This is a genomic window from Pseudarthrobacter kochi (genome assembly GCF_055412805.1).
In genome coordinates this window covers 131,682-155,013 of record NZ_JBVAYV010000001.1, presented here as the reverse complement: position 1 = coordinate 155,013, position 23,332 = coordinate 131,682, and the positions used below count along the sequence as shown (strand labels likewise).

The window sequence follows — 23,332 nt, the reverse complement described above, 5'->3', positions numbered from 1 at the left end:
GTAGTTCTCTAACCGGTTCAGGAGCAGTTTTTGAAGTCACGTGTATTGGCAGGCCTGGCGGCCGTTGTGCTCGCCCTCATCGGAGCCATCCTTGTGGTCAGCTACGCGCAGGGCGCCGACTCCAGAGCAGTGCAGGGACTGGATCCGGTCGCCGTCCTCGTCGTCAAGAAGGCCGTGCCTGCCGGTACCTCGGTTGCGGCCTTGGCAGCATTCGTGGCGAGCGAGGAACTTCCCGGCAAGGCCGTCACCAAGTCAGCGCTGAAGAACCTGGACGGTCAGGCCGAAAAGGTTACCGCCGTCGAACTCCTGCCCGGCGAGCAACTCGTTGCGGAACGCCTGGTCGCGCCGGAAGCCCTCAAGTCCAGCGGCAGCGTGAGAGTGCCGGAAGGGCTGCAGGAGATCTCCTTCCAGGTTGACCCGCAGCGCGTCGTCGGAGGCAAGGTCGTCCCCGGTGACCATGTCGGTGTGTTCATCTCCATGAAGGCCGGTGGCATTGAAGCCAAGCCGGACAAGGAAACCACCCAGCTGTCCATCCACAAGGTCTTGGTGACCGGGGTCCAGCGTGCCCCGGTTGCGGCCCCCACGCCGCAGCCCTCAGCCACCGGTTCGGCCGCCGGACCTGGGGAGGACACTTCGCTTCCCACTGGCATGTTGCTCCTGACCGTGGCGGTCAACGACGTCAATGCCGCAAAGATTGTTTTCGCCTCTGAATTCGCCACCCTGTGGTTGAGCAAGGAACCGCTCGACGCCAAGGAGAGCGGCCCCGGAATCATGCAGAAGAGCGAGGTTTACAAGTGAGCCGCTTTGTCCTGATCACTCCCAACACCGACTTCGACTCCCGCGTCCGCCAGGCCCTGGCCGGCGGACTCCCGGGCGGGCTGCAGACCTTTGCGTTCGTCAACCCGTCGGACCCCGGAGAGCTGTTCGCCAACCTGAACCAGGAGCGTCCCGAGGTGCTCATCCTGGGGCCGGACATTCCGGTCGAGGACGCCCTGCGGCTCGCCACCGTCTTCGATGTGCAGCTGCCGGAACTCAGCGTTGTCCTGGTCGGCGAGCCGGACCCCGCCTTCATCCTGCTCGCCATGCGCGCCGGCATCCGGGACATCCTCAGCCCGGACGCGGATCCGGCCCAGATCCGGATGCTGCTGGAGCGGGCCTGCCAGTCCTACACAAGCCGGAGCCGGACCTCAGCCGTCCAACAGGCCGAGGGCCCCAAAGGCCTCGTCATCGGTGTCTTCTCCCCCAAGGGCGGGGTCGGCAAGACCACCATCGCCACCAACATCGCGATCGGCCTGGGCAGGGTCGCCCCGATGGGCGTGGTTATTGTCGATCTGGACCTGCAGTTTGGGGACGTGGCGTCCGGCCTGTATCTGAACCCGGAGCATACCGTCACGGACGCTGTTTCCGCCGCCGCCAGCCACGACTCCCTGGTGCTTAAGGCGTTCCTGACCGTCCATCCCAGCAACATCTATGCCCTTTGCGCGCCGCGGAGCCCGGAGGAAGCCGACGACGTCACCCCGCAACAGGTCTCCCGGCTCCTCGAGCAACTCGCGGAACAGTTCCAGTACGTCGTGGTGGACACCGCTCCGGGCCTGCCCGAGGTAGGTCTGGCCGCCATGGAGCAGTGCACCGACGTCGTCTGGGTCACGGCCATGGACGTTCCGAGTATCCGGGGGCTCCGTTCCGGCCTCGGAATCCTCCGCCGCCTGGACCTGCTGCCGGAAACCCGCCACGTGGTCCTGAACATGGCCGATTCCAAGTCCGGCCTCAGTGTCCAGGACGTGGAGGCCACCATCGGCGCCCCCGTGGATGTCAGCATCCCCCGCTCCAAAGCCGTGGCGTTCTCCACCAACCGCGGCATTCCGGTCCTGCAGGACGGCCGCAAGGACCCCGCCGTCAAGGGGCTCAAGCAACTCGTGGCCAGGTTCGATCCTGCGTGGCGGGCCACGGCGCAAAAGAAGCTGCACCGCCGGGTGGTGGTTTAGGTGAAGCTTTCCGAACGGCTCCGCACCGCCGAGGGCACGCCGCCCCCGGCCGCAGCACCCGGCGCGCACCCAGCACCGGCGCAGCCGCCCCCCCGGCCCGAGCAGGCGGCGGCGCTGGCCCCCGTAGTCGAGATCCGGAAACCCGTCGTCGAGCTCCGGAAGCCCGCCGCCGCGGTTCCGCCGGCTTTCGCCGAACCGGCGGAAAACTACCGGACCAAGGCCCAGCAGCCGGTCGATGTCTTCGCGGCGCTCAAACAACGCGCCGCGACCGCACTGTTCGAGCGGATGGGGAGCCGGTTCAACGACTCGGCGGCCAAGGAGGACGAACTGCGCACCTCCGCGAGGGAGGAGCTGATCCGGATCATCGACGCCGAGCAGGTCCCCCTCTCCGTCGAAGAACGCTCCCGCCTTGTCCAGGACGTAGCCGATGACGTGCTCGGCTACGGCCCCCTGCAGCGGCTCCTGGACGATCCCGCCGTCACGGAAATCATGGTCAACTGCATGGACCAGATTTATGTCGAGCGGCACGGCAAGCTGACCCTGACCGAATCGCGGTTCAGCTCCGAAGACCACCTGCGCAAAGTGATCGAACGGATCGTCTCCAAGGTGGGCCGCCGCATCGACGAGTCCTCACCGCTCGTGGACGCGCGCCTCGAGGACGGTTCCCGCGTCAACGCCGTGATCCCCCCGCTCGCCGTGGGCGGCTCCTCGCTGACTATCAGAAAGTTCAGCAAGGTGCCGCTGACGGTCCGGAACCTCATCGAGTTCGGCACCCTGACCCCGGAAATGGCCGAACTGCTCAACGCCTGCGTCAAGGCGAAGCTGAACATCATCGTCTCCGGCGGCACCGGCACCGGCAAGACCACGCTGCTGAATGTGCTCTCCTCCTTCCTGCCCGACGACGAGCGGATCGTCACTATCGAGGACGCCGTGGAACTGCAGATCCAGCAGCGTCACGTGGTCCGGCTCGAAAGCCGTCCGCCCAACACCGAAGGCAAGGGCGAAGTGACCATCCGTGAACTGCTGCGCAACTCGCTGCGTATGCGCCCGGACCGGATCGTCGTGGGGGAGGTCCGCGGCGGCGAATCGCTGGACATGCTCCAGGCCATGAACACCGGCCACGACGGCTCCCTCTCCACGGTCCACTCAAACTCGCCGCGCGACGCCGTCGCACGCCTCGAAACCCTCGTGCTGATGGCCGGCATGGACCTGCCGCTGCGGGCGATCCGGGAACAGATCGCCTCCGCCGTCAACCTGATCGTCCAGATTTCCCGCCTCCGCGACGGCACCCGCCGGATCACCCACGTCACCGAGGTCCAGGGCATGGAAGGGGACATCGTCACGCTGCAGGACGCGTTCGTCTTCGACTACTCGGCCGGCGTCGACGCCCACGGCCGCTTCCTCGGCAAACCGGTCCCCACCGGCATCCGACCCCGTTTCATTGACCGTTTCGAGGATCTGGGCATCTACGTCTCCCCCAGCGTCTTTGCCGCCCCGCTGACCGCGGCCGGAAGGGTGTGAGCCGAGGATGACGCTGTTGCCCCTCGGAGTCGGGCTGCTCTTCACGGCCGTGCTGCTGCTCGGCTACGCGCTGCTGGCCACAGGGAGCGCCAGCGTGCCGCTGGACCGGCGCCGACCCGTCCAGAACCAACCCGACTCCCAGCTGACCCGGTTCGCCGGTTCGGCAGTGCACCTGGTCGACGGTTTCTTCTCGCAACGCAAGGTACGGCTCTTCAACCGGGAAGCGCTGGAGAACGCCGGCCTCCGGATGCGCCAGGCCGACTTTTTCATCCTCGTGCTGGCCGGCGCGCTGGTGGGAGCCGTGGCCGGGCTGGTCGTGGCCGGTCCGCTGCTCGCGGTTCTCTTCGTCCTGGTGTCCCCGCTGGTCGGGCACCTCGTGCTCGGCTATCTGGCCGGCAAACGCCGGAATTCGTTTGACTTACAACTCGGCGACACACTCCAGCTGCTGGCCGGCGGCCTCCGTGCCGGGCACAGCATCCTGCGTGCCATCGACGCCGCGGCCACCGAATCGCTGAGCCCGACGGCGGAAGAGATGCGCCGGGTGGTCACGGAAACCAGCCTGGGACGTGACCTGCAGTCATCCCTCAACGACACGGCCGAGCGGATGCGGAACGAGGACTTCGTCTGGATCGCCCAGGCCATCCAGATCAACCGGGAAGTCGGCGGAAACCTCGCCGAGGTCCTGGACCAGGTCAACGAAACCATCCGCGAGCGCAGTGAAATCAAGGGCCACATCAAGTCCCTCGCCGCGGAGGGCAAGTTCTCCGCCTACATCCTCATGGCAATGCCGATCGGGATTGTTGTCATGCTGATGCTGGTCAACCCCGGCTACATGAACGTGATGTTCTCCCACCCGCTGGGCTGGGGCATGATCGCGGCGTCCATCATCCTGATGACGATCGGCGGCTTGTGGATGCGCAAGATCATCGACCTGAAGTTCTGAGGCGCCCGTGAACTCCGTAGTGCTGATATCCCTGCTGCTGGTCTCCGTTCCGCTGGGCTACCTGGTGTGGTCACTGCTCTCGGTCGACCGCTCGTCGCAGCGGGCCGTCCGGACGATGCTGGCGCTCGGGACGGACACCGCCGGGCAACCGGAACAGATTCAGAGCAAGCTGCTGGAGCGGATCGGCTACCGGCTGACACCGGCCGGGTATGTCCGCAAACTCGACAAGCTGCTGTCCCTCGCAGGACGTCCCGCTTCCCTGCCCCTCGGACGGGTCCTGGCGGCCAAACCCCTGCTGGGACTGTTGGGGGCGCTGCTCGGCTACTACATCAGTTCCAGCGGCCCGACGCCGGTCATCAAGCTGGTGGGAGTCTTTGTAGTACTGCTGGGCTACTTCATGCCGGACCTCCTGCTCTACAGCAAGGGACAGGAACGCCAGAAAATCATGCAGCTGGAGCTCGCCAACACCCTGGACCAGATGCTGATCTCCGTGGAAGCAGGCCTGGGTTTCGAAGGAGCCATGGCACGCGCCGGCGAGAACGGCAAGGGCCCCCTCGCCGAGGAACTCGTCCGGACGCTCCAGGACATGCAGGTGGGCCGGAGCCGCCGCGAATCGTATCTGGCGCTCTCCGAACGGACGAACATCCCGGAGCTGCGCAGCTTCGTCCAGGCGGTGGTCCAGGCGGACACGTACGGCATTGCGATCAGCCGGGTGCTCCGGATCCAGGCGAAAGTCATGCGGGTCAAGCGCCGGCAGCGGGCCGAGGAAAAGGCCATGAAGCTGCCCGTCACCATCTTGTTCCCGCTGCTCTTCTTTATCTTCCCGGTGCTCTTCATTGCCATCCTGGGCCCTGCCGTCATCAACGCGATCGACACCTTCAGCGGGCACTGACGGCGGCAGCCGTACGCAGCCCCGGGAATGCCGCAAGGTTTCCGCAGGAATGCCGGGAGCGCGGAACAATGGCAGCGACACAAAGTACCGTAGGCACATGTCCTTTCCAGCAGCCCTGCCCGACGACGACACAGCGAGCACTTTCCCCGCCCAGGACCCTCCAACTCCACCCCTGGTTGACCCGGCGGCGCTCCAGGATCTCGGTACCCAGCTGGACAGCCCGTCCGTCGCCAAAGGTTTCGCCAGGGACTACGCCAGGATGTGGGAACAGCGCTACCGCTGCCTGGCCTCGGCGCTGGGACGCCGGGACCAGGCGGAGTCGTTGGAGGCTGTGCTGAGCCTGAAAACGTCCTCGGCCATGGTGGGCGGAGTACAACTCGCCAGGCTCGCCGGAGAACTTGAGGCTGCCATCCGCGGCGGCGACATGGACCGGGCCAGCTCGCTCCTGGGGAATGTTGCCGAGAGCGGCAGCGACACTGTGGATGAACTGCAGTACAGCTACATCCTCTGGGACAGCTAGTCCCGGCGGGGAGCGAGCCGGTACCCCACGCCGCGGATCGTCTGGAGCCAGCGCGGCTGGAGCGGATCCTCGCGCAGCTTCCGCCGGAGGTTTCCGATGTGGACTTCGACAGCCCGTTCGTCGGATTCGCCGATGTATGCGTCAGCGCGGTAGTACTCGCCCCGCACCACCCGGACCAGGTCTGTTTTGGACCGGACCGCACCGGCTCCCTTGAGCAGGGCATGCAACAAGTCAAACTCGCTGCGGGTCAGGCTTGCGGGCACATCGTCGACCGTTACCGAGCGGCTATCCGGATCAAGGGCCAGCCCGTTGTGGCGGAGCACGGAATCCAGCGGGGCCGGAACAGCCGCCGCAGGACCTTCCGGGGCGGGCGCCCCGCTGATCGTGTCCTGCCGGGGCCGCCGCATCATGGCGGCCACCCGGGCGCGGAGCTCGCGGGGACGGAACGGCTTCGTCATGAAATCGTCGGCCCCGGTATGCAGCGCCGTCAGGGTGTCCAGTTCGTCCGTACGGGCTGTCAACATCACGACGTACGCATCACTGAATTGCCGGATCCGGCGGAGGACTTCGAAACCGTCGATGTCGGGCAGGCCCACGTCCAAGGTGACGACGTCGGCCTCCAGGCGCCGGACGACGTCCACCCCTTCGCGCCCGCGGGCGGCCGAATGGACCTCGAATCCCGCCTGGCTCAGCACGGCTTCGACCAGGTTTCGAACGTCTTCGTCATCCTCTACGACGACAGCGACTCCTAGGTCAGTCATGGCCCCCCTCACATCCGGTCCTGCTCCCTGCTCCGACGCGGACGCGCCGGCAGTGCTTATCGCGCGGCCCCCCACCGGCATTGTCAGAATACCCACGATGGCCGGGAAAAACCGGTTCCGGCGCAGTAACAGAAGCCACATTTCTAAGCTTTGCGTCAAGTTTGTGTGACAGCGGGTGTAAAACTGGAGCAGCACGGAAGGAGCGCGGCTTTAGTGAGTGAACAGCGACTGGTCCGAAGGATGGACGGTTACTTCAGGGCCCTGGGACCACGGGCGAGGGTGTTGGGGTTTCAACTGCCGCTGACCTTCGCCATGGCCGCTGTTGTGCTGGCCTCCCCTGCCAGCTGGTCCGGGCCCTTCGACGAGCCTTTGTTCGCTTCGGCTTTGGCCCTGCACGCCGTACTCGTGCTGGCTTGTTTCCTGGTGCCGTGGGAACGGCTTGGACCGCTCGCCCCGCTGGTGATCGCGGTCCTCGATCTGCTGGCGATCGGGCTCAGCCGAGGCGGCAGCGCCGAAGGCCTGCCAGACGTTGGCGTGCTGTCCATCCTGCCGGTGGCCTGGATCTCCACCTCCGCGTTGTCCTCCGCGGCGTGCCTGTCCATCAGCTTCTTCGGGCCGCTCCTGGCAGGCCTGCCCTGGCTGCTGGCCACGGGATCCGCCTCCGCCCCGGACCGGGTCGCCGCCCTCCTGCTCCTGTCCGGCATGACTCTTGCCGTGTCCGTTGCCCTGCGCTTTACCCGGCTGCGCGTGCACCAGGAGCAGCAGCGGACCGAGGCCAAGGAAGCGGAACTGCAGGCACTGCTCGCGGACAGCCGGGAACGGGAACGGCTTCTCAACACCATCCTGGACACTGTCGACGTCGGCATCGTTGCGGTCGACGCGGCAGGCCGCCGCCTGCTGACCAACAGCTGGCAGTCCGCCCTGGAGGAGTCCGCGGCGCCCGCTGGCTCCGCCCAGGTGGCGGAGGAGTCACAACTGCTGCTGACCGGGCAGGACCAGGAGACACCCCTCCCCCTGGAACGGCGCCCCATTCGTCGGGCCTCGTCCGGAGAGTCCTTCGCGGACTACCTGGTGCGTTTTGGCGAGGCCCCGGGCTGCCGGGTAGTTTCCACGGGGGCGCGTCCGCTGACGGGCGACGACGGCGGCTTTCGCGGCGCCGTCGTCGTGTTCAACGAGGTCACCGGCCTGGTCGATGCCCTGGCCGTCAAGGACGACGTCTTATCCACCGTTTCGCATGAATTCCGCACGCCGTTAACCTCGATCATCGGCAACCTGGACCTGGCCCTTGGTGATTCGGCGGCGCTCTCCACCACCACCGTGCGACGGATCGAAGTGGCACAACGCAACGCCGAGCGCCTGCTGGCCCTCGTCTCCGACCTGTTGATGTCCGCCAATTCGACGGTGCACGTCCACCCGCGCCGGACCGATCTGGCCAGCCTGGTCGAAGCCAGTCTCGGTTCGGCCCAGGCCCACGCCCAGGCGTCCCGGGTCTCGCTCTCCATGGACCTCCCTGACCCGCTCTGGGCCCATGTGGATCCGCTGCGGATCAGCCAGGCCCTGGACAATCTCGTGTCCAACGCCATCAAGTATTCCCCCGACGGCGGCAGCGTCCACGTCTCCGCCAGCACCGAGGGCGACCGTGTGCTGCTTCGTGTGGAGGATGCCGGGATGGGGATGACAGCCGCCGACGCCGAACGGGTCTTCACCCGGTTCTTCCGCAGCCCCGCGGTCCGGGAGGGCTCGATTCCCGGCGCCGGACTGGGCCTGTCCATCACCAAGGCAATCGTGGAGCGGCACGGCGGCTCGATTTCCTGCAGCACGCGTCCCGGCCGCGGAAGCACCTTCACCCTGGAGCTTCCCGCCGAGGCCGCCCCGCCGGCCTTCTAGTCCGGGCCCGGGGCCGTGCTTACTGGCGCAACGCGCGCGTCAGCTCGGCCCTCGCCAGCAGCCCGCTGGCCGAGGGATAGGCCACTTCCTCCAGCACCAGCGGATGCGGGGCAGCCAGCACGGACTTGGCGTCCCGCTGGCGGGCCAGCAGCCGCTCGTATAGCCAGCCCGGCTTCTCGATGCCGGCCCCCACATACAGCGCCGAGCCCACCAGCGACCGGACCATGTTGTGGCAGAACGCATCGGCCTGGACGGTGGCCACCAGAACCCCGTCCGCACCGCGGGCAAACTCGAAGCGCTGCAGTTCCCGGATGGTGGTGGCACCTTTCCTCGGCTTGCAGTAGGACCGGAAATCCTGAAGCCCCAGCAGCTCCGAGGCGCCTTCGTTAAGCAGCCCGACATCCTGCTTCTCCTGGTGCCACAGCGTGGAGGTTCGGCCCAGCGGGTCCCAGAGGGCGGGTCCGTCCGCGATCCGGTAGCTGTAGCGGCGCCACAGCGCCGAAAACCGGGCGTCGAATCCCTCGGGAGCGACGCGGACCTGATGGACCTCGATGGACCCGGTCAGCTCCCCCAGCACCCGGCTGAGGGACCCGCGGAGGCGGCGGAGCAGCGCGACGGCCGGATCCAGCTCCACGCCGCGGTTGAGGCCCAGCCACTCCGTTTCGCTGAGGTCGACATGGACCACCTGACCGCGGGCGTGCACACCGGCGTCGGTCCGCCCGGCGACGGTCACCCGGACGGGCCTGCGGATCAGCATCGCGATGGCCTCCTCGAGCGTGCCCTGGACGGTCCGCCTGCCGGGCTGCACCGCCCACCCGCTGAAGGGTCCGCCGTCGTACGCAAGATCAAGCCGGATACGCAAAAACCCGCCGCCCCCTCTAACGGGGGCAGCGGGTTTCTGGTCGTTCATAGACTTAAGTCTATGCGAAGAAATCAGCGAATTACTTCGCGTCCTTCTTGGAGTCAGCGGCGGCTTCCTCAGCAGCCGGAGCCTCTTCGGTTGCTGCAGCTTCGGTCTCAACGACCTCAGCCTCAGGAGCCTCTTCGGTCTCAATAACCTCGGCCTCGGCGGGAGCTTCCTCAGCTGCCGGGGCAGCCTTGGCGGCAGCCTGGGTAGCCTCGGCTACGACTGCCTGCTTGGCGGAAACCGGCTCGAGAACCAGTTCGATGACAGCCATGGGAGCGTTGTCGCCCTTGCGGTTGCCGATCTTGGTGATGCGGGTGTAGCCGCCATTGCGGTTCTCCACTGCCTGTGCAATGTCGGTGAACAGCTCGTGGACGATGCCCTTGTCGCTGATCAAGCCGAGTACACGACGGCGGGAAGCCAGGTCGCCACGCTTGGCGAAAGTCACCAGGCGCTCGGCGTAGGGCTTCAGCCGCTTGGCCTTGGTCACCGTGGTGGTGATCCGCTTGTGCTCGAACAGTGCTGCGGACAGGTTCGCGAGCATCAGACGCTCGTGACTTGCTCCGCCTCCGAGGCGCGGACCCTTAGCGGGGGTAGGCATAATAGTTTCTCCTCATATGGAAGCCGTTGGGCTGCGCACACCATGGTGCAGACAGCCGGCAGGCCAAGATCTGTTTGTTAGAGCTCGTCGTCGCTGAAAGCGGCGTCGTCCTCTTCAATTGCTGCGGCGCGTGCTGCGAGGTCAAAACCGGGAGGCGAGTCCTTGAGGGACAGGCCCAGTTCAACCAGCTTTGCCTTGACCTCATCGATGGACTTCGCACCGAAGTTACGGATGTCCATGAGGTCGGCCTCGGAGCGGGCCACGAGTTCACCCACGGTGTGGATGCCCTCACGCTTGAGGCAGTTGTAGGAACGGACGGTGAGGTCCAGATCCTCGATCGGCAGGGCCATGTCTGCTGCCAGGGCAGCATCCGTCGGCGACGGGCCAATCTCGATACCTTCAGCTGCGGTGTTCAGCTCGCGGGCCAGACCGAACAGTTCCACCAGGGTGGTACCTGCCGAAGCAACGGCATCGCGCGGGGCGATGGCCTGCTTGGTCTCGACGTCGACAATGAGCTTGTCGAAGTCAGTGCGCTGCTCAACACGGGTAGCTTCCACGCGGAAAGTAACCTTCAGGACCGGCGAGTAGATCGAGTCGACCGGAATGCGGCCGATCTCGGAGTCGCCGGACTTGTTCTGAGCTGCCGAAACGTAGCCGCGGCCGCGCTCGATGGTCAGTTCGAGTTCGAACTTGCCCTTCGAGTTCAGCGTGGCAATGTGCAGATCCGGGTTGTGGAATTCGACGCCGGCCGGCGGAGCAATGTCCGCGGCGGTGACGACTCCCGGGCCCTGCTTGCGCAGGTAGGCAACAACCGGCTCGTCGTGCTCGGAGGAAACCGACAGGTTCTTGATGTTCAGGATGATCTCAGTGACATCTTCCTTGACACCCGGAACCGTGGTGAACTCGTGCAGTACGCCATCGATCCGGATGCTCGTGACAGAGGCACCGGGGATGGAGGAGAGCAGGGTACGGCGGAGGGAGTTTCCGAGGGTGTAACCGAAACCGGGCTCCAGCGGTTCAATGATGAAACGGGAGCGGTTATCGGAGACGACCTCTTCGGAGAGGGTGGGGCGCTGTGCAATGAGCACTTAGGTTTCCTTTCGGCGAGCATCCGCTATATGACGCAACACAGGTGGTGGAAAGATCGGTCTGAAGACTTAACGCCGCCGGGCTTGCCCGGACCATTGAAGGTCCGGGCAAGCACTGGTGCGTTGGAAAGCCTTAGACGCGGCGGCGCTTCGGCGGACGGCAGCCGTTGTGGGCGCTGGGGGTTACATCCTGGATGGATCCAACCTCAAGGCCAGCGGCCTGCAGTGAACGGATAGCCGTTTCGCGTCCCGAACCCGGGCCCTTGACGAATACGTCAACCTTGCGCATGCCGTGCTCCTGCGCACGCTTTGCGGCGGCTTCGGCGGCCATCTGGGCTGCGAACGGGGTGGACTTACGTGAGCCCTTGAAGCCAACCTCACCGGAGGAAGCCCAGGAGATGACAGCACCGTTCGGGTCCGTGATGGAAACGATGGTGTTGTTAAAGGTGCTCTTGATGTGCGCCTGGCCCAGCGCGATATTCTTCTTGTCCTTCTTACGCGGCTTGCGAACCGCGCCACGAGTCTTCGGGGGCATTTTTTCTCCTACAGAAAGTTATCGGGTGGAAGACGAGCGGTTTAGCGCGTCTTCTTCTTGCCTGCGACGGTGCGCTTCGGGCCCTTGCGGGTACGCGCGTTCGTCTTCGTACGCTGTCCGCGCACTGGCAGGCCCTTACGGTGGCGAATACCTTCGTAGCTGCCGATTTCAACCTTGCGGCGGATATCTGCTGCCACTTCGCGGCGAAGGTCACCCTCAACCTTGTAGTTGCCTTCAATGTAATCACGCAGCTGGACGAGCTCGGCGTCGGACAGGTCCTTGACCCGAACGTCCGCGCTGATGCCAGTGGCAGCCAGGGTTTCGTGTGCACGGGTCTTGCCCACGCCGTAGATGTAAGTAAGCGCAATTTCCAACCGCTTTTCGCGGGGAATGTCTACGCCAGCGAGACGAGCCATAGAGGCAGTGCTCCTTGAATAAACCGGAGGTCGTAGGCAGTACACCCGCACAAACCGTGCGGCCCCAGCCTCCGACCGGGGGTTAGCTGTACGGGCCCATATGTCCCAGATCAGCTTGTGCTGCCTTTTATTTACTTGCGTGGGTTAGCAACCCAGGATTTCCCGAAGAGGGAAATTAGCCCTGGCGCTGCTTGTGGCGCGGGTTCTCGCAGATCACCATGACCCGGCCATTACGGCGGATCACTTTGCACTTTTCGCAGATCTGCTTAACGCTCGGCTTGACCTTCATGGCGTTCCTTTGCGTGTTGCAGTTGGTCAGCTGGACCGGCTTTGAGCTGTTGCTTTGGCCGGCCAGTGTTTACTTGTAGCGGTAGACGATACGACCACGTGTCAGGTCGTACGGGCTCAGCTCCACCACTACCCGGTCCTCAGGGAGAATCCTGATGTAGTGCTGGCGCATCTTTCCAGAGATGTGTGCCAGAACGATGTGCTTGTTGGTGAGCTCAACGCGAAACATCGCGTTAGGCAGCGCCTCAGTCACAACGCCCTCGATCTCAATGACCCCGTCCTTCTTGGCCATACCCTCCGCTAACTGTTGTTTGCCGCAGCCCTCCGGCTTGCACCGGAAATGACCGCGGACGTTTTTGATTGATTGGCTGATGCCTCCCGGCCACAAAAGGGCACAACAGGGCAGACAACCAACAGACAACATTACGGCATTACCGCCCGAATGTTAAATCCAGCAATCGTAGCGCACTCAGCGTCCGTATGCACCAAAATCGCCCGCCGGCGTGCTCACGGCTTCCGCGCGGGCGATCCCGTCCAGGATGGCCAGGCGCACGACGTCGGCTGCCGCGCTCTGCAGGGTGATGAGGCTCACCTGCCGCGCGGACTCGCTGCTGCGGTCCAGTGCGAGCGCGCCGGTGGCGAGGCAAAAGACCGTGTCGCCGTCGGCCAGGGTGTGGCTGGGATTCAGTGCACGGGCCAGTCCGGCGTGGGCGGCAGAGGCTGTGCGCTTGCATTCGGCCTTGTCCAGCACGGCATTGGTGGCGACGACGACGAGTGTCGTGTTGAGCGGGGGCGGCGCTTCATGCGGCGCTGAAGCGCCGGCGGGACCGTTCCCGGCTTCCGGCGCGGCTTTCGCCGCCACGGGCGCAACCCTCTGCGTGCTCGCTCCTTCGTCGCTTAGACGCACGCTGCCGGGTTCCTCCCGTTGCGGCGATGTGCCAAAAGGTAACCCGAGCGCGTTGACCACTGCTAACGCTCCTACTACAACGCCGTTGTCCAGGGTGACCGACGCCGTGCCCACTCCGCCTTTGAACTGGCCGCGGCCGATGAGGGCTCCGGTGCCGGCTCCTACGTTGCCTCGTTCGACGTCGTGGCCTTCCTGGCGGGCGGCGGCGTCCGCGGTGGCCGCGTAGCCCATGGCGGCGTCCGGGCGCGCGGCGAAGTCCCCGCCGCGGCCAAGGTCAAAGATGGCCGCGGCCGGCACGATCGGGACCAGGCCGCCGGGCACGGCGAACCCCCGGCCGTTCTCCTCGCACCAGCGCTGGGCGCCGTGGGCCGCGGCAAGGCCGTAGGCGCTTCCCCCGCTGAGGACGATCGCATCGACGGTACGGGTCAGCGTGGTTGGGTCCAGGGCATCGGTTTCATGCGTCCCGGGACCGCCGCCCCGGACATCGACGGAGCCCACTGTCCCGGCCGGGGGCAGCACCACCGTCACCCCGGTCAGCCAGCCTTCGCCCACCCTGCCGGCATGGCCCACTCGCACACCCGGCACATCCGTAATCGCTGTCATGGCTCTATTGTGCGCTCCGGCGGGCGGCGACTGCCTACAGGCGCCACTCCATCGTCTGGACGAATCGCGGCCGGATGTCCGTCGTCCAAACAATCGTTATGCAATACTGCAGGCAACACTGAGTTAACGGGCAACGAAGCCTTGAATAACAAAGCTCTACTGGAGTCTTGTGCGGGATTCTGCCCACCAACCATGTGGTGAAGTGATTTCTAGTTATCCCCACCCACCCGCCTGCCACCGGCAGGCACGGACCCGTTAGAGACCTGAATGACGCGACAAATGACCGACCGCCGCCGCGCCGTCGTGGAGGCCAAGCCGGCCGCTGCGCCCCGCGCCCGCTGGTCCGCCAGAACCCGCCGGGACTTCTTCGTCTTCCTGGCCCTGGCCCTCCCCAACCTCCTCCTGATTGCGGTGTTCACCTACCTCCCGCTCTTCAACAACATCTACTACTCCACCCTGGACTGGACCCTCGGCTCGGCTTCGGCCACCGTGGTGGGCTTCGACAACTACGTCACGTTCTTTACGAGTTCGGACGCCACCAAGGTCCTGGGGACCACCGCTGTTTTCACCCTTATCACGGTGGGCGGTTCCATGGTCCTGGGCCTGCTGGTGGCCCTTGCCCTGAACTCCAAGATCCGCGGGACAACGTTCGCGCGCTCCGCCGTCTTCGCCCCGTACGTGCTCAGCGGCGTCGGCGTCGGCCTCGTCTGGCTGTTCATTTTCGATCCCGGCTACGGAGTGCTCGCGTGGCTCCTGCGCGGCCTGGGCCAGCAGAGTCCCCAGTGGATCAACGATCCGCAACTGTCACTGGTCATGGTCATCATCGTCTACGTCTGGAAAAACCTCGGCTACTGCGCCGTCGTCTACCTGGCCGGGCTGCAGTCGCTCCCGCAGGACGTCATGGAGGCCGCGTCGCTGGACGGCGCCAACGGTTTCCGGCGCTTTGTCAGCATGGCCCTGCCCCTGCTCTCCCCCACCACATTCTTCCTGCTCATCACCACCATGCTGAGCTCGCTGCAGGCCTTCGACCTGATCCGGATCATGACCCCGCTGGGCAACGGCACCAGCACGCTGATCTACGAGGCCTATCTGCAGGCCTTCGGTGCGTTCAACCGGGCCGGCTACTCGGCCGCAATCTCGGTGATTCTCTTCGCCATCCTGCTCATCATCACCGTGCTTCAACTGCGGTTCGTCGAACGGAAGGTGCACTACTCGTGAGCCTGCTCTCCCCCGCCAGCCCGGATCCGGCCGCCCAGGCCGGCCCGGCGTCCGCTCCAGACGCCGGTCCCGACATTCCGCTCCAGCGCCACCGGCCGTTCTCCCGGGCCAACCTGGCGCAGACCATTGCCGGCGGCTACATTCCGCTGATCCTGACCACCTTGGTGGTGTTCCTGCCGCTGCTGTGGATGGTGCTGAGCTCCTTCAAGCAGCCCGGCGAAATCATCACCATGGACTTGAAGATCCTGCCGGAAAGCCTGAACCTCGAGAACTACAACATCGCCATGACGACGGTGCCGTTCGCCCAGTTCTTTGTGAACAGCCTGATTGTCACCAGCGTGGGCGCCACCATCAAGGTCCTCCTGGCCATCCTGACCGCTTATGCGCTGGTGTTCGTCCGGTTCCCGTACAAGAACGTCATCTTCGTGCTGATCCTCGTGGCCCTGATGGTCCCCCCGCAGGTGTCCATCCTGCCCAACTACATCCTGATTGCCGGGATGGGCGGCAAGAACACCCTGTGGGGCATCATCCTCCCCGGCCTGGGCACCGCGTTTGGCACCTTCCTGCTGCGCCAGCACTTCATGACGCTGCCCGCCTCCATCCTGGAATCGGCAGAGATCGACGGCGCCGGCCACTGGCGCCGCCTGTGGCAGATCGTGGCACCGGTCTCCGGCCCGTCGATCGCCACGGTCGCGCTCGTCGTCGTGGTGAGCGAATGGAACGACTACATCTGGCCGCTCATCATCACCGACCGCCCCGAAACGATGACCCTGCCGGTGGGCCTGACCCTGCTGCAGAACTCCGAGGGCAACGGCTCCGGCTGGGGCATCCTGATGGCCGGTGCCGTCCTGGTGATCGTCCCCATCCTGCTGGTCTTCGCCGCGCTGCAGCGCTACATCGTGGCCGGCCTGACCCAGGGCAGTGTCACCGGCTGACACTGCGTTCGAACTTTACCCTTCCATCGCATTCACCAACCAACGAGTCAGCATCATCGAGAGGATCCACCATGGCATTGAATCTTGACCGCCGGAATTTCCTGGGACTGGCAGGCGCCGGAGCCGGTGCCGCCGCACTGGCTGCCTGCGGCGGCCCGTCCACCGGAGGCAGCACGCCTGCCACCAGTGCCGCCGACATCGAGTTCAGCGGCGTCAAGCCCGCAGCATCGTTCGATTTCTGGTCCAACCACCCGGGCAAGTCCCAGGACGTGGAGAAGGCCATCATTGAGAAGTTCCAGGCTAAATTCCCGGACATCAAAGTCAACCTGGTCACCGCCGGGGCGAACTATGAGGAAATCGCCCAGAAGTTCCAGACCTCGCAGGCCGCGAAGTCCGGCCTCCCGGGCCTTGTGGTGCTCTCCGACGTGTGGTGGTTCCGCTACTACTCCAACGGAAACATCATCGCCCTGGACAGCCTGGTCAAGCAGCTGGAAATCAAGGTGGATGACTTCCAGAAGTCGCTGATCGCCGACTACCAATACGCGGACAAGCAGTGGGCGCTGCCCTACGGCCGCTCCACCCCGCTGTTCTACTACAACAAGGACCACTTCAAGGCTGCCGGGCTGCCGGACCGCGCCCCGAAGACCTGGCAGGAGTTTGCCGAGTGGGCACCCAAGCTGAAGGCCAGCTCCGGCGCCCAATACGCCTACATCTACCCGGCCCTGGCCGGCTACGCAGGCTGGACGCTGCAGAACAACCTATGGGGCTGGGGCGGCAGCTGGTCCAACGAGTGGACCATCAACTGTGACTCCGCCGAGTCAGTCGCGGCACTGCAGTGGGCTCAAGACTCGATCTTCAAGGACAAGTGGGCCGGCGTCTCGTCCAAGGAAGCTGCCGACGACTTCGCCGCGGGCATTACCTCCTCCACCATCTCCTCCACAGGGTCCCTGCTGGGGGTCCTGAAGTCCGCGAAGTTCAACGTGGGCGTCGGCTACCTGCCGGGCGGCCCGAAGAACGAAAGCCCGGTCTGCCCGACCGGCGGAGCCGGCCTGGGCATCCCCAGCGGTGTCAGCAAGGAGGTCCAGCTCGCAGCCGCTACCTTCCTGAAGTTCATGACGGAACCGGAAAACACGGCGCAGTTCTCCGCGGCAACCGGCTACATGCCGACCCGCACCTCCGCTGACATGACTGCCGTGCTCGCCAAGACCCCGCAGATCAAGACCGCCATGGACCAGCTCGCCGTGACCCGGGTCCAGGACAACGCCCGGGTGTTCCTGCCCGGCGCGGACCAGGAGATGGCCAAGTCGGCCGCGGCGATCCTCACCCAGCAGGGCGACGTCAAGGCCACCATGACCGCGCTGAAGGCCACCCTTGAAGGCATCTACACCAAGGACGTGAAGCCGAAGCTCAAGAGCTGACGACGCGGCTACGCCCTGCCGACACGAAGAATCCCTGGCGATGATGGTAAACCAGCGTCGCCAGGGATTTTTCGTGTCGCAGGCGGTTAAGCGCGTCGCCGTGTGTCTGGGGTCAGGGAATCGGGACGGGCACGACGCCGAGCGGGGCCAGCTTGGCGGCTCCCCCGTCGGGTGCCGAGAGGACCCAGATGCCCTTTTCGTGGACCGCCACGGAATGCTCCCACTGGCAGGACCGCTTGCCGTCGGTGGTCACCACCGTCCAGTCGTCCTCCAGCACGGCGGTTTCGATGCTGCCACGCACCAGCATCGGTTCAATGGCCAGGCACAGCCCGGGGCGGATCTTCGGCCCGCGGTGGTTGGTGCGGTAGTTCGGCACATCGGGGGCCATATGCATCTCGGAGCCGATGCCGTGGCCCACGTAGTCCTCGAGGATGCCCAAAGCCTTGCCGGGCACCGCGGACACGTAGTCGTCCACGGCATTTCCGATGTCGCCGACGAACTTGCCGGTCGCCACTGCGGCAATCCCATGCCACATCGCGGCCTCGGTGACGTCGGAGAGCCTCTGGTCCTCCGGGTCGGCGGTGCCCACGATCACGGTGCGGGCGGAGTCCGAGTGCCAGCCGTCAAGGATCGCGCCTCCGTCGATCGAGAGGATATCCCCGTCCTGCAGGACGCGGTCACCGGGGATGCCGTGCACCACCTCCTCGTTGACGGAGGTGCAGATCGTGGCCGGGAAACCGTGGTAACCGAGGAAATTGGAGGTGGCTCCGGCGTCTTTGAGCACGGCGGCGAACACAGCGTCGAGGTCTTTCGTGGTCTTACCAGGGGCGGCGGCCGCAACGGCGGCGTCGAGGGCCCGGCTGAGGACGAGCCCGGCCCCGTGCATGGAGCGCATCTGGGCGTTGGTCTTGTATTCGATGCGTGGCTGGCCGAATGCCATCCGCAACTTCCTTTCAGTGGGACTGTGCCGCCCTCGGGCGCACGGCCAAATGGCTGAGGCTCCTCCCGGTCGTCCGGGAGGAGCCTCAAGGTTTGTGGGCCGATCAGGCCGACTGGGCCTCTTTGATGGCCTGCATGACGCGGTCGGTGACCTCGTCGATGCCGCCGATGCCATCGACACGGGTCAGGATGCCGCGGTCGGCATACTTCGCGACGACAGCCTCCGTCTGGCCGTGGTATAGGTCAAGGCGGTGCCGGATGACGGCCTCGTTGTCGTCGGTGCGTCCGGTTTCCTTGGCGCGGCCCAGCAGGCGCGTGACAAGTTCCTCGTCATCGGCCGTGAGCTGCAGGACGACGTCGAGCAACTGGCCCCCGTCTGCGAGGATCCCGTCGAGGTAGTCCACCTGCGCGGTTGTGCGGGGGTAACCGTCCAGGAGGAATCCGTTGTCGACGTCGTCCTCGCCGAGGCGGTCGCGGACCATCTTGTTGGTCACGCTGTCCGGGACGAAGTCGCCGGCGTCCATGTATTTCTTGGCTTCGATGCCAAGCGGCGTCTCACCCTTGACGTTGGCGCGGAAGATATCTCCCGTAGAGATCGCAATAACGCCGAGGCGCTCCGAAATGCGTTCCGCCTGCGTTCCCTTGCCGGATCCGGGAGGTCCGATAATCAACATTCTCGTCATCGCAAAAGCCCTTCGTAGTGACGCTGCTGTAGCTGCGCATCAATCTGCTTGACGGTCTCCAAACCTACGCCGACCATGATCAGGATCGACGTGCCACCGAACGGGAAGTTCTGGTTGGCATTGATCAAGACCAGGGCGACCAGCGGGATAAGTGCCACAAAAGCCAGGTAAATGGCACCGGGGAGCGTGATCCTGGAAAGCACATACTGCAGGTAGTCTGCGGTCGGCTTGCCGGCACGGATACCCGGAATGAAGCCGCCGTACTTCTTCATGTTCTCAGAAACTTCTTCAGGGTTGAAAGTGATCGCAACATAGAAGTAAGTGAAGAACACAATCATGGCGAAGTAGAGCGCCATGTAGATCGGGTGGTCACCGCGGACCAGGTTGTTGTTGATCCACTCCACCCAGGGGGCCAGCGGCTCGCCGGGCTTGGGCTGGTTGAACTGCGAGATCAGGCCCGGCAGGTACAGCATCGAGGAAGCGAAGATGACGGGCACGACGCCGGCCATGTTCACCTTGATCGGGATGTACGTGCTGGTGCCGCCCACGGTGCGGCGGCCAATCATGCGCTTCGCGTACTGCACCGGGATGCGGCGCTGGGACTGCTCCACGAAGACCACGGCGGCTACGGTGAGCAGGCCGATCACCAGGACCAGGAAGAACGTCCCGGGGCCCTTGGAGGTCCAGATGGCGCCGAGCGAGCCGGGGAAGCTGGAAACGATCGAGGTGAAGATGAGCAGCGACATTCCGTTGCCGACACCCTTTTCGGTCACGAGCTCACCCATCCACATGATGAGGCCGGTGCCGGCCGTCAGCGTGATGATGATGAGGATCGTGGTGACGAGGCTGGTGTCCGGGATGACCGGCAGCTGGCAGTTCGGCAGCAGCTGGCCCGAACGCGCGAGCGACACGAGCGTCGTGGCGTTCAGCAGGCCCAGGGCGATCGTAAGGTAGCGCGTGTACTGCGTCAGCTTCGACTGGCCGGAGGCGCCTTCCTCGTACAGCATCTGGAACCGGGGAATGACCACCCGGAGCAGCTGGACGATGATGCTGGCCGTGATGTACGGCATGATGCCCAGGGCGAAGACGGACACCTGCAGCAATGCACCGCCGCTAAACAGGTTGACGAGCTGGTAGATACCGCCCGAGGTCTGACCGTTCTGCAAGCATTGTTGGACATTCTGGTAGCTCACACCAGGCGAGGGGATGAAGGCACCCAAGCGGAAGATTGTGATGATTCCCAGCGTGAACAACAACTTGCGTCGCAGATCAGGCGTGCGAAAGGCCCGGCCAAATGCGCTAAGCAAGCGTCCTCCTGAGTAATAAGTAAAGTCGTGTGAGATAGGTCAAATAAACCCAACAACCGAGTCTAACGGGTGGACGCGTCCTGCGAACAATCGCAGGGCCGGGAAAAAAGAAAAACTCCCGGTACCTGGGGCCGGGGCCCCGGGTACCGGGAGTTTTCACAACGGGCAACTGCCCCGCCGCCTCCTTAGAGGGCGGTGGTGCTTCCGCCTGCTGCTGCAATCTTTTCTGCGGCGCTGGCCGAGAATGCGTGGACGGTGACATCGACCTTGACGGTGATGTCACCGGTGCCCAGCACCTTGACGGGCTGGTTCTTGCGAACGGCACCCTTTTCGACCAGGTTCTCCACGGTGACTGCGCCACCTTCCGGGAACAGCTCGTTGAGCTTGTCCAGGTTTACAACCTGGTACTCAACCCGGAACGGGTTCTTGAAGCCGCGCAACTTCGGCAGGCGCATGTGCAGCGGCAGCTGGCCGCCGGCAAAGCCAGCCTTGATCTGGTAGCGGGCCTTCGTACCCTTGGTACCGCGACCTGCGGTCTTACCCTTGGAACCTTCACCACGACCAACTCGGGTCTTGGCGGTTTTGGCACCCGGGGCGGGACGCAGGTGGTGAACCTTCAGTGCGTTCTGCTTCTCAGCAGCGGCGACCTGTGCCTTTTCGGCGGTGTTCTTCTCTGCCATTACTTCGCCTCCTCTACCTTTACCAGGTGCGGAACCGTGTTGAGCATTCCGACGGTCACGGCGTCGGCGGTGCGGACAACGGTGTGTCCGATCCGCTTCAGGCCGAGGGACCGCAGGGTGTCGCGCTGGTTCTGCTTGCCGCCAATGGCGGACTTGATCTGAGTGATCTCCAACTGTGCGTCGGAGACAAGCACGTTCTTAGCCATGACTCAGACACCTGCCTTCTGGTTCAGGAGCGCCTTCACCATTGCCGGCGGGGCGATCTCGTCGAGCGGGAGGCCGCGGCGTGCTGCCACTGCTGCCGGCTCTTCGAGGCGCTTCAGCGCGTCAACGGTCGCGTGAACGATGTTGATGGCGTTGGAAGATCCGAGCGACTTGGAGAGAATGTCGTGGATGCCCACGCACTCCAGTACTGCACGGACCGGACCGCCGGCGATAACACCGGTACCCGCGGAAGCCGGACGCAGCATGACGACGCCTGCGGCGGCCTCACCCTGGACGCGGTGCGGGATGGTGCTGCCGATGCGGGGAACGCGGAAGAAGGACTTCTTGGCTTCTTCGACGCCCTTCGCGATGGCGGCGGGAACTTCCTTGGCCTTGCCGTAGCCGACGCCGACCATACCGTTGCCGTCACCGACGACGACGAGGGCGGTGAAGCTGAAGCGACGACCACCCTTGACGACCTTGGAAACACGGTTGATGGTTACGACGCGCTCTACGAACTGGCTCTTTTCGGCTTCGCGGCCACCGTCGCGGCCACCACGGCCACCACGGTCTCCACGGCCCTGGCCGCGGTCGCCACGCTCGCCACGACGGGCGCCACCACGGGCGCCGTCGGTGGTAGCAGGCGCAGCGGTCTCAGTTGCCGGAGCAGCTACAGCTTCAGTCACCTGAATGTCCTTTTCGTTATTTTCGGTCACAGTGCCAGCCCACCTTCACGTGCGCCGTCAGCGACGGCGGCGATCCGGCCGTGGTACTTGTTACCACCGCGGTCGAAGACAACAGCTTCGATACCGGCAGCCTTGGCACGCTCGGCGACGAGCTCGCCAACGCGCTTGGCCTTGGCAGTCTTGTCACCGTCGAATGCACGAAGGTCGGCTTCCAGAGTGGAGGCGCTCGCTACGGTCAGGCCCTTGCTGTCATCGACAACCTGGACGAATACGTGGCGTGCGGAACGGTTGACGACCAGACGAGGACGTACAGCCGTTCCGGAGATGCGCTTGCGGATACGAAGCTGGCGGCGGCTGCGCTGGGCAGACTTGCTCTTGTTCGTACGCTTCTTGTTAATTGCGATCGCCATGGTTACTTACCAGCCTTTCCGACCTTGCGGCGGATGACTTCGCCTGCGTAACGGATGCCCTTGCCCTTGTAGGGGTCCGGCTTCCGCAGCTTGCGAATGTTGGCAGCAACCTCGCCGACCTGCTGCTTGGAGATACCTGAAACAGAGAGCTTGGTCGGGGTCTCTACTGCAAAGGTGATGCCGTTCGGTGCCGTGATGTTAACCGGGTGGCTGAAGCCCAGAGCGAACTCCAGGTCAGATCCCTTTGCCTGAACGCGGTAACCAGTACCAACGATTTCAAGCTTCTTCTCGTAGCCTGCGGTGACACCCTGGATCATGTTGGCGATCAGGGTGCGGGTCAGGCCGTGCAGCGAACGTGAGGCGCGCTCGTCGTTCGGGCGGGCGACAGTCAGGGTGCCATCTTCCAGGGAAACCTCGATCGGGCTGGGCACAGTGTGGCTCAGCTCGCCTTTGGAACCCTTGACGCTGACGACAGAGCCGTCAACCTTGACCTCAACGCCGGCAGGAACGGTGATGGGGAGACGTCCAATACGTGACATTATTCTCTTCCTTTCCCGTTACCAGACGTAAGCGAGGACTTCGCCGCCCACGCCCTTCTTGCCGGCCTGCTTGTCAGTCAAGAGGCCGGAAGAGGTGGACAGGATTGCGACACCCAGGCCACCGAGCACGTGCGGCAGGTTGGTGGACTTTGCGTATACGCGCAGTCCCGGCTTGGAAATACGACGAACGCCAGCGATTGAACGCTCGCGGTTCGGACCGAACTTGAGCTCGAGGGTCAGCTTCTTGCCAACCTCAGCGTCTTCTTCTTTCCAGGAGGCGATGTAACCTTCGGCCTTCAGGATGTCGGCAACGCGTGCCTTGAGCTTGCTGTACGGCATAGACACGGATTCGTGGTATGCCGAGTTTGCGTTGCGCAGACGCGTAAGCATGTCTGCGACGGGATCTGTCATTGTCATGGTGGGCTCTTGCCCTTCCTCATAACGGTTTCCGCCGTGCAGGTC

28 protein-coding genes are annotated in these 23,332 nt (G+C 64.6%); 10 read left to right on the top strand and 18 right to left on the bottom strand.

From position 1 onward, the window contains the following. Positions 1–30: 30 nt before the first annotated feature. From cpaB to ACZY0Y_RS00800, 6 genes are all read left to right on the top strand, one after another. Positions 31–798 carry a Flp pilus assembly protein CpaB gene (gene cpaB / locus ACZY0Y_RS00825; protein WP_463956450.1) on the top strand — a complete coding sequence of 256 codons (768 nt, stop codon included), beginning with the start codon at positions 31–33 and terminating at the stop codon, positions 796–798. Then, positions 795–1,985: a CpaE/TadZ family protein gene (locus ACZY0Y_RS00820; RefSeq protein WP_463956449.1), complete on the top strand. Its 1,191-nt coding sequence runs from the start codon at positions 795–797 to the stop codon at positions 1,983–1,985. The genes cpaB and ACZY0Y_RS00820 overlap by 4 nt, the downstream gene beginning before the upstream one ends. Then, positions 1,986–3,506 (top strand): TadA family conjugal transfer-associated ATPase, encoded by a 1,521-nt coding sequence (locus ACZY0Y_RS00815; protein WP_463956448.1) that lies wholly within the window; start codon positions 1,986–1,988, stop codon positions 3,504–3,506. A gap of 7 nt (positions 3,507–3,513) precedes the next feature. After that, positions 3,514–4,449, top strand: a complete 936-nt coding sequence (locus tag ACZY0Y_RS00810; RefSeq protein ID WP_463956447.1) for a type II secretion system F family protein — start codon at positions 3,514–3,516, stop codon at positions 4,447–4,449. Between the two features lie 7 nt (positions 4,450–4,456). After that, positions 4,457–5,341, top strand: coding sequence for a type II secretion system F family protein (locus ACZY0Y_RS00805; protein WP_463956446.1), 885 nt, complete (start codon positions 4,457–4,459; stop codon positions 5,339–5,341). Between the two features lie 97 nt (positions 5,342–5,438). Then, the gene (locus tag ACZY0Y_RS00800) at positions 5,439–5,861 is read left to right on the top strand and encodes an Hpt domain-containing protein (protein ID WP_160664326.1); all 423 of its coding nucleotides are present in this window, start codon (positions 5,439–5,441) and stop codon (positions 5,859–5,861) included. On the opposite strand, the gene ACZY0Y_RS00795 is transcribed toward ACZY0Y_RS00800, so the two are convergent. Further along, positions 5,858–6,622, bottom strand: coding sequence for a response regulator transcription factor (locus ACZY0Y_RS00795; protein WP_463879785.1), 765 nt, complete (start codon positions 6,620–6,622; stop codon positions 5,858–5,860). The two genes, ACZY0Y_RS00800 and ACZY0Y_RS00795, sit on opposite strands and share 4 nt — an antisense overlap. 213 nt (positions 6,623–6,835) lie before the next feature. Between ACZY0Y_RS00795 and ACZY0Y_RS00790 the strand changes: the two genes are divergently transcribed. Then, positions 6,836–8,509 (top strand): sensor histidine kinase, encoded by a 1,674-nt coding sequence (locus tag ACZY0Y_RS00790; protein ID WP_463956445.1) that lies wholly within the window; start codon positions 6,836–6,838, stop codon positions 8,507–8,509. A 19-nt stretch (positions 8,510–8,528) separates the two neighbouring features. On the opposite strand, the gene ACZY0Y_RS00785 is transcribed toward ACZY0Y_RS00790, so the two are convergent. The 8 genes from ACZY0Y_RS00785 to ACZY0Y_RS00750 all read right to left on the bottom strand — a co-directional run bounded on the left by ACZY0Y_RS00785 (position 8,529) and on the right by ACZY0Y_RS00750 (position 13,851). Then, entirely contained in the window at positions 8,529–9,419 is an 891-nt protein-coding gene (locus tag ACZY0Y_RS00785) for a tRNA pseudouridine synthase A (protein WP_463956444.1), read from the bottom strand. 31 nt (positions 9,420–9,450) lie between these two features. Further along, on the bottom strand, positions 9,451–10,014 hold the full coding sequence (gene rplQ / locus ACZY0Y_RS00780; RefSeq protein ID WP_463879777.1) for a 50S ribosomal protein L17: 564 nt from the start codon (positions 10,012–10,014) through the stop codon (positions 9,451–9,453). Positions 10,015–10,091: 77 nt separating this feature from the next. Then, complete coding sequence (locus tag ACZY0Y_RS00775) at positions 10,092–11,102, bottom strand: DNA-directed RNA polymerase subunit alpha (RefSeq protein WP_024366109.1); 1,011 nt, start codon at positions 11,100–11,102, stop codon at positions 10,092–10,094. Positions 11,103–11,235: 133 nt separating this feature from the next. Continuing rightward, positions 11,236–11,637 carry a 30S ribosomal protein S11 gene (gene rpsK / locus ACZY0Y_RS00770; RefSeq protein ID WP_018773682.1) on the bottom strand — a complete coding sequence of 134 codons (402 nt, stop codon included), beginning with the start codon at positions 11,635–11,637 and terminating at the stop codon, positions 11,236–11,238. A 41-nt stretch (positions 11,638–11,678) separates the two neighbouring features. Further along, a complete protein-coding gene (gene rpsM / locus ACZY0Y_RS00765; RefSeq protein WP_024366110.1) occupies positions 11,679–12,053 on the bottom strand; it encodes a 30S ribosomal protein S13 in 375 nt (124 codons plus the stop codon). Positions 12,054–12,228: 175 nt separating this feature from the next. Next, positions 12,229–12,342, bottom strand: a complete 114-nt coding sequence (gene rpmJ, locus ACZY0Y_RS00760) for a 50S ribosomal protein L36 (RefSeq protein WP_009358722.1) — start codon at positions 12,340–12,342, stop codon at positions 12,229–12,231. A gap of 69 nt (positions 12,343–12,411) precedes the next feature. Continuing rightward, on the bottom strand, positions 12,412–12,633 hold the full coding sequence (infA, locus tag ACZY0Y_RS00755) for a translation initiation factor IF-1 (protein ID WP_009358723.1): 222 nt from the start codon (positions 12,631–12,633) through the stop codon (positions 12,412–12,414). Positions 12,634–12,810: 177 nt separating this feature from the next. Next, complete coding sequence (locus ACZY0Y_RS00750) at positions 12,811–13,851, bottom strand: P1 family peptidase (RefSeq protein ID WP_463956443.1); 1,041 nt, start codon at positions 13,849–13,851, stop codon at positions 12,811–12,813. A gap of 267 nt (positions 13,852–14,118) precedes the next feature. Between ACZY0Y_RS00750 and ACZY0Y_RS00745 the strand changes: the two genes are divergently transcribed. The 3 genes from ACZY0Y_RS00745 to ACZY0Y_RS00735 all read left to right on the top strand — a co-directional run bounded on the left by ACZY0Y_RS00745 (position 14,119) and on the right by ACZY0Y_RS00735 (position 17,422). Continuing rightward, positions 14,119–15,069 (top strand): carbohydrate ABC transporter permease, encoded by a 951-nt coding sequence (locus ACZY0Y_RS00745; protein WP_463956442.1) that lies wholly within the window; start codon positions 14,119–14,121, stop codon positions 15,067–15,069. Then, positions 15,066–16,004: a carbohydrate ABC transporter permease gene (locus ACZY0Y_RS00740; RefSeq protein WP_463956441.1), complete on the top strand. Its 939-nt coding sequence runs from the start codon at positions 15,066–15,068 to the stop codon at positions 16,002–16,004. The genes ACZY0Y_RS00745 and ACZY0Y_RS00740 overlap by 4 nt, the downstream gene beginning before the upstream one ends. A 71-nt stretch (positions 16,005–16,075) precedes the next feature. Further along, positions 16,076–17,422, top strand: a complete 1,347-nt coding sequence (locus ACZY0Y_RS00735) for an ABC transporter substrate-binding protein (protein ID WP_463879770.1) — start codon at positions 16,076–16,078, stop codon at positions 17,420–17,422. Between the two features lie 112 nt (positions 17,423–17,534). Here ACZY0Y_RS00735 and map read toward each other — a convergent pair whose 3' ends face one another. From map to rpsH, 9 genes are all read right to left on the bottom strand, one after another. Continuing rightward, on the bottom strand, positions 17,535–18,362 hold the full coding sequence (map, locus tag ACZY0Y_RS00730) for a type I methionyl aminopeptidase (RefSeq protein WP_463956439.1): 828 nt from the start codon (positions 18,360–18,362) through the stop codon (positions 17,535–17,537). Between the two features lie 103 nt (positions 18,363–18,465). Beyond that, positions 18,466–19,035, bottom strand: coding sequence for an adenylate kinase (locus ACZY0Y_RS00725; protein WP_463879765.1), 570 nt, complete (start codon positions 19,033–19,035; stop codon positions 18,466–18,468). A 5-nt stretch (positions 19,036–19,040) separates the two neighbouring features. After that, entirely contained in the window at positions 19,041–20,351 is a 1,311-nt protein-coding gene (gene secY, locus ACZY0Y_RS00720) for a preprotein translocase subunit SecY (protein WP_463879763.1), read from the bottom strand. A gap of 185 nt (positions 20,352–20,536) precedes the next feature. Next, on the bottom strand, positions 20,537–21,031 hold the full coding sequence (rplO, locus tag ACZY0Y_RS00715) for a 50S ribosomal protein L15 (RefSeq protein WP_160664306.1): 495 nt from the start codon (positions 21,029–21,031) through the stop codon (positions 20,537–20,539). Beyond that, a complete protein-coding gene (gene rpmD, locus ACZY0Y_RS00710; RefSeq protein ID WP_160664304.1) occupies positions 21,031–21,237 on the bottom strand; it encodes a 50S ribosomal protein L30 in 207 nt (68 codons plus the stop codon). Before rpmD ends, rplO begins: the two co-directional genes overlap by 1 nt. Before the next feature lie 3 nt (positions 21,238–21,240). Continuing rightward, complete coding sequence (gene rpsE, locus ACZY0Y_RS00705) at positions 21,241–21,921, bottom strand: 30S ribosomal protein S5 (protein ID WP_354169341.1); 681 nt, start codon at positions 21,919–21,921, stop codon at positions 21,241–21,243. Between the two features lie 26 nt (positions 21,922–21,947). Beyond that, entirely contained in the window at positions 21,948–22,331 is a 384-nt protein-coding gene (rplR, locus tag ACZY0Y_RS00700) for a 50S ribosomal protein L18 (protein ID WP_024366121.1), read from the bottom strand. 2 nt (positions 22,332–22,333) lie between these two features. Next, a complete protein-coding gene (gene rplF / locus ACZY0Y_RS00695) occupies positions 22,334–22,870 on the bottom strand; it encodes a 50S ribosomal protein L6 (RefSeq protein ID WP_024366122.1) in 537 nt (178 codons plus the stop codon). A gap of 18 nt (positions 22,871–22,888) precedes the next feature. Next, complete coding sequence (gene rpsH / locus ACZY0Y_RS00690) at positions 22,889–23,287, bottom strand: 30S ribosomal protein S8 (protein WP_024366123.1); 399 nt, start codon at positions 23,285–23,287, stop codon at positions 22,889–22,891. Positions 23,288–23,332 lie beyond the last annotated feature (45 nt).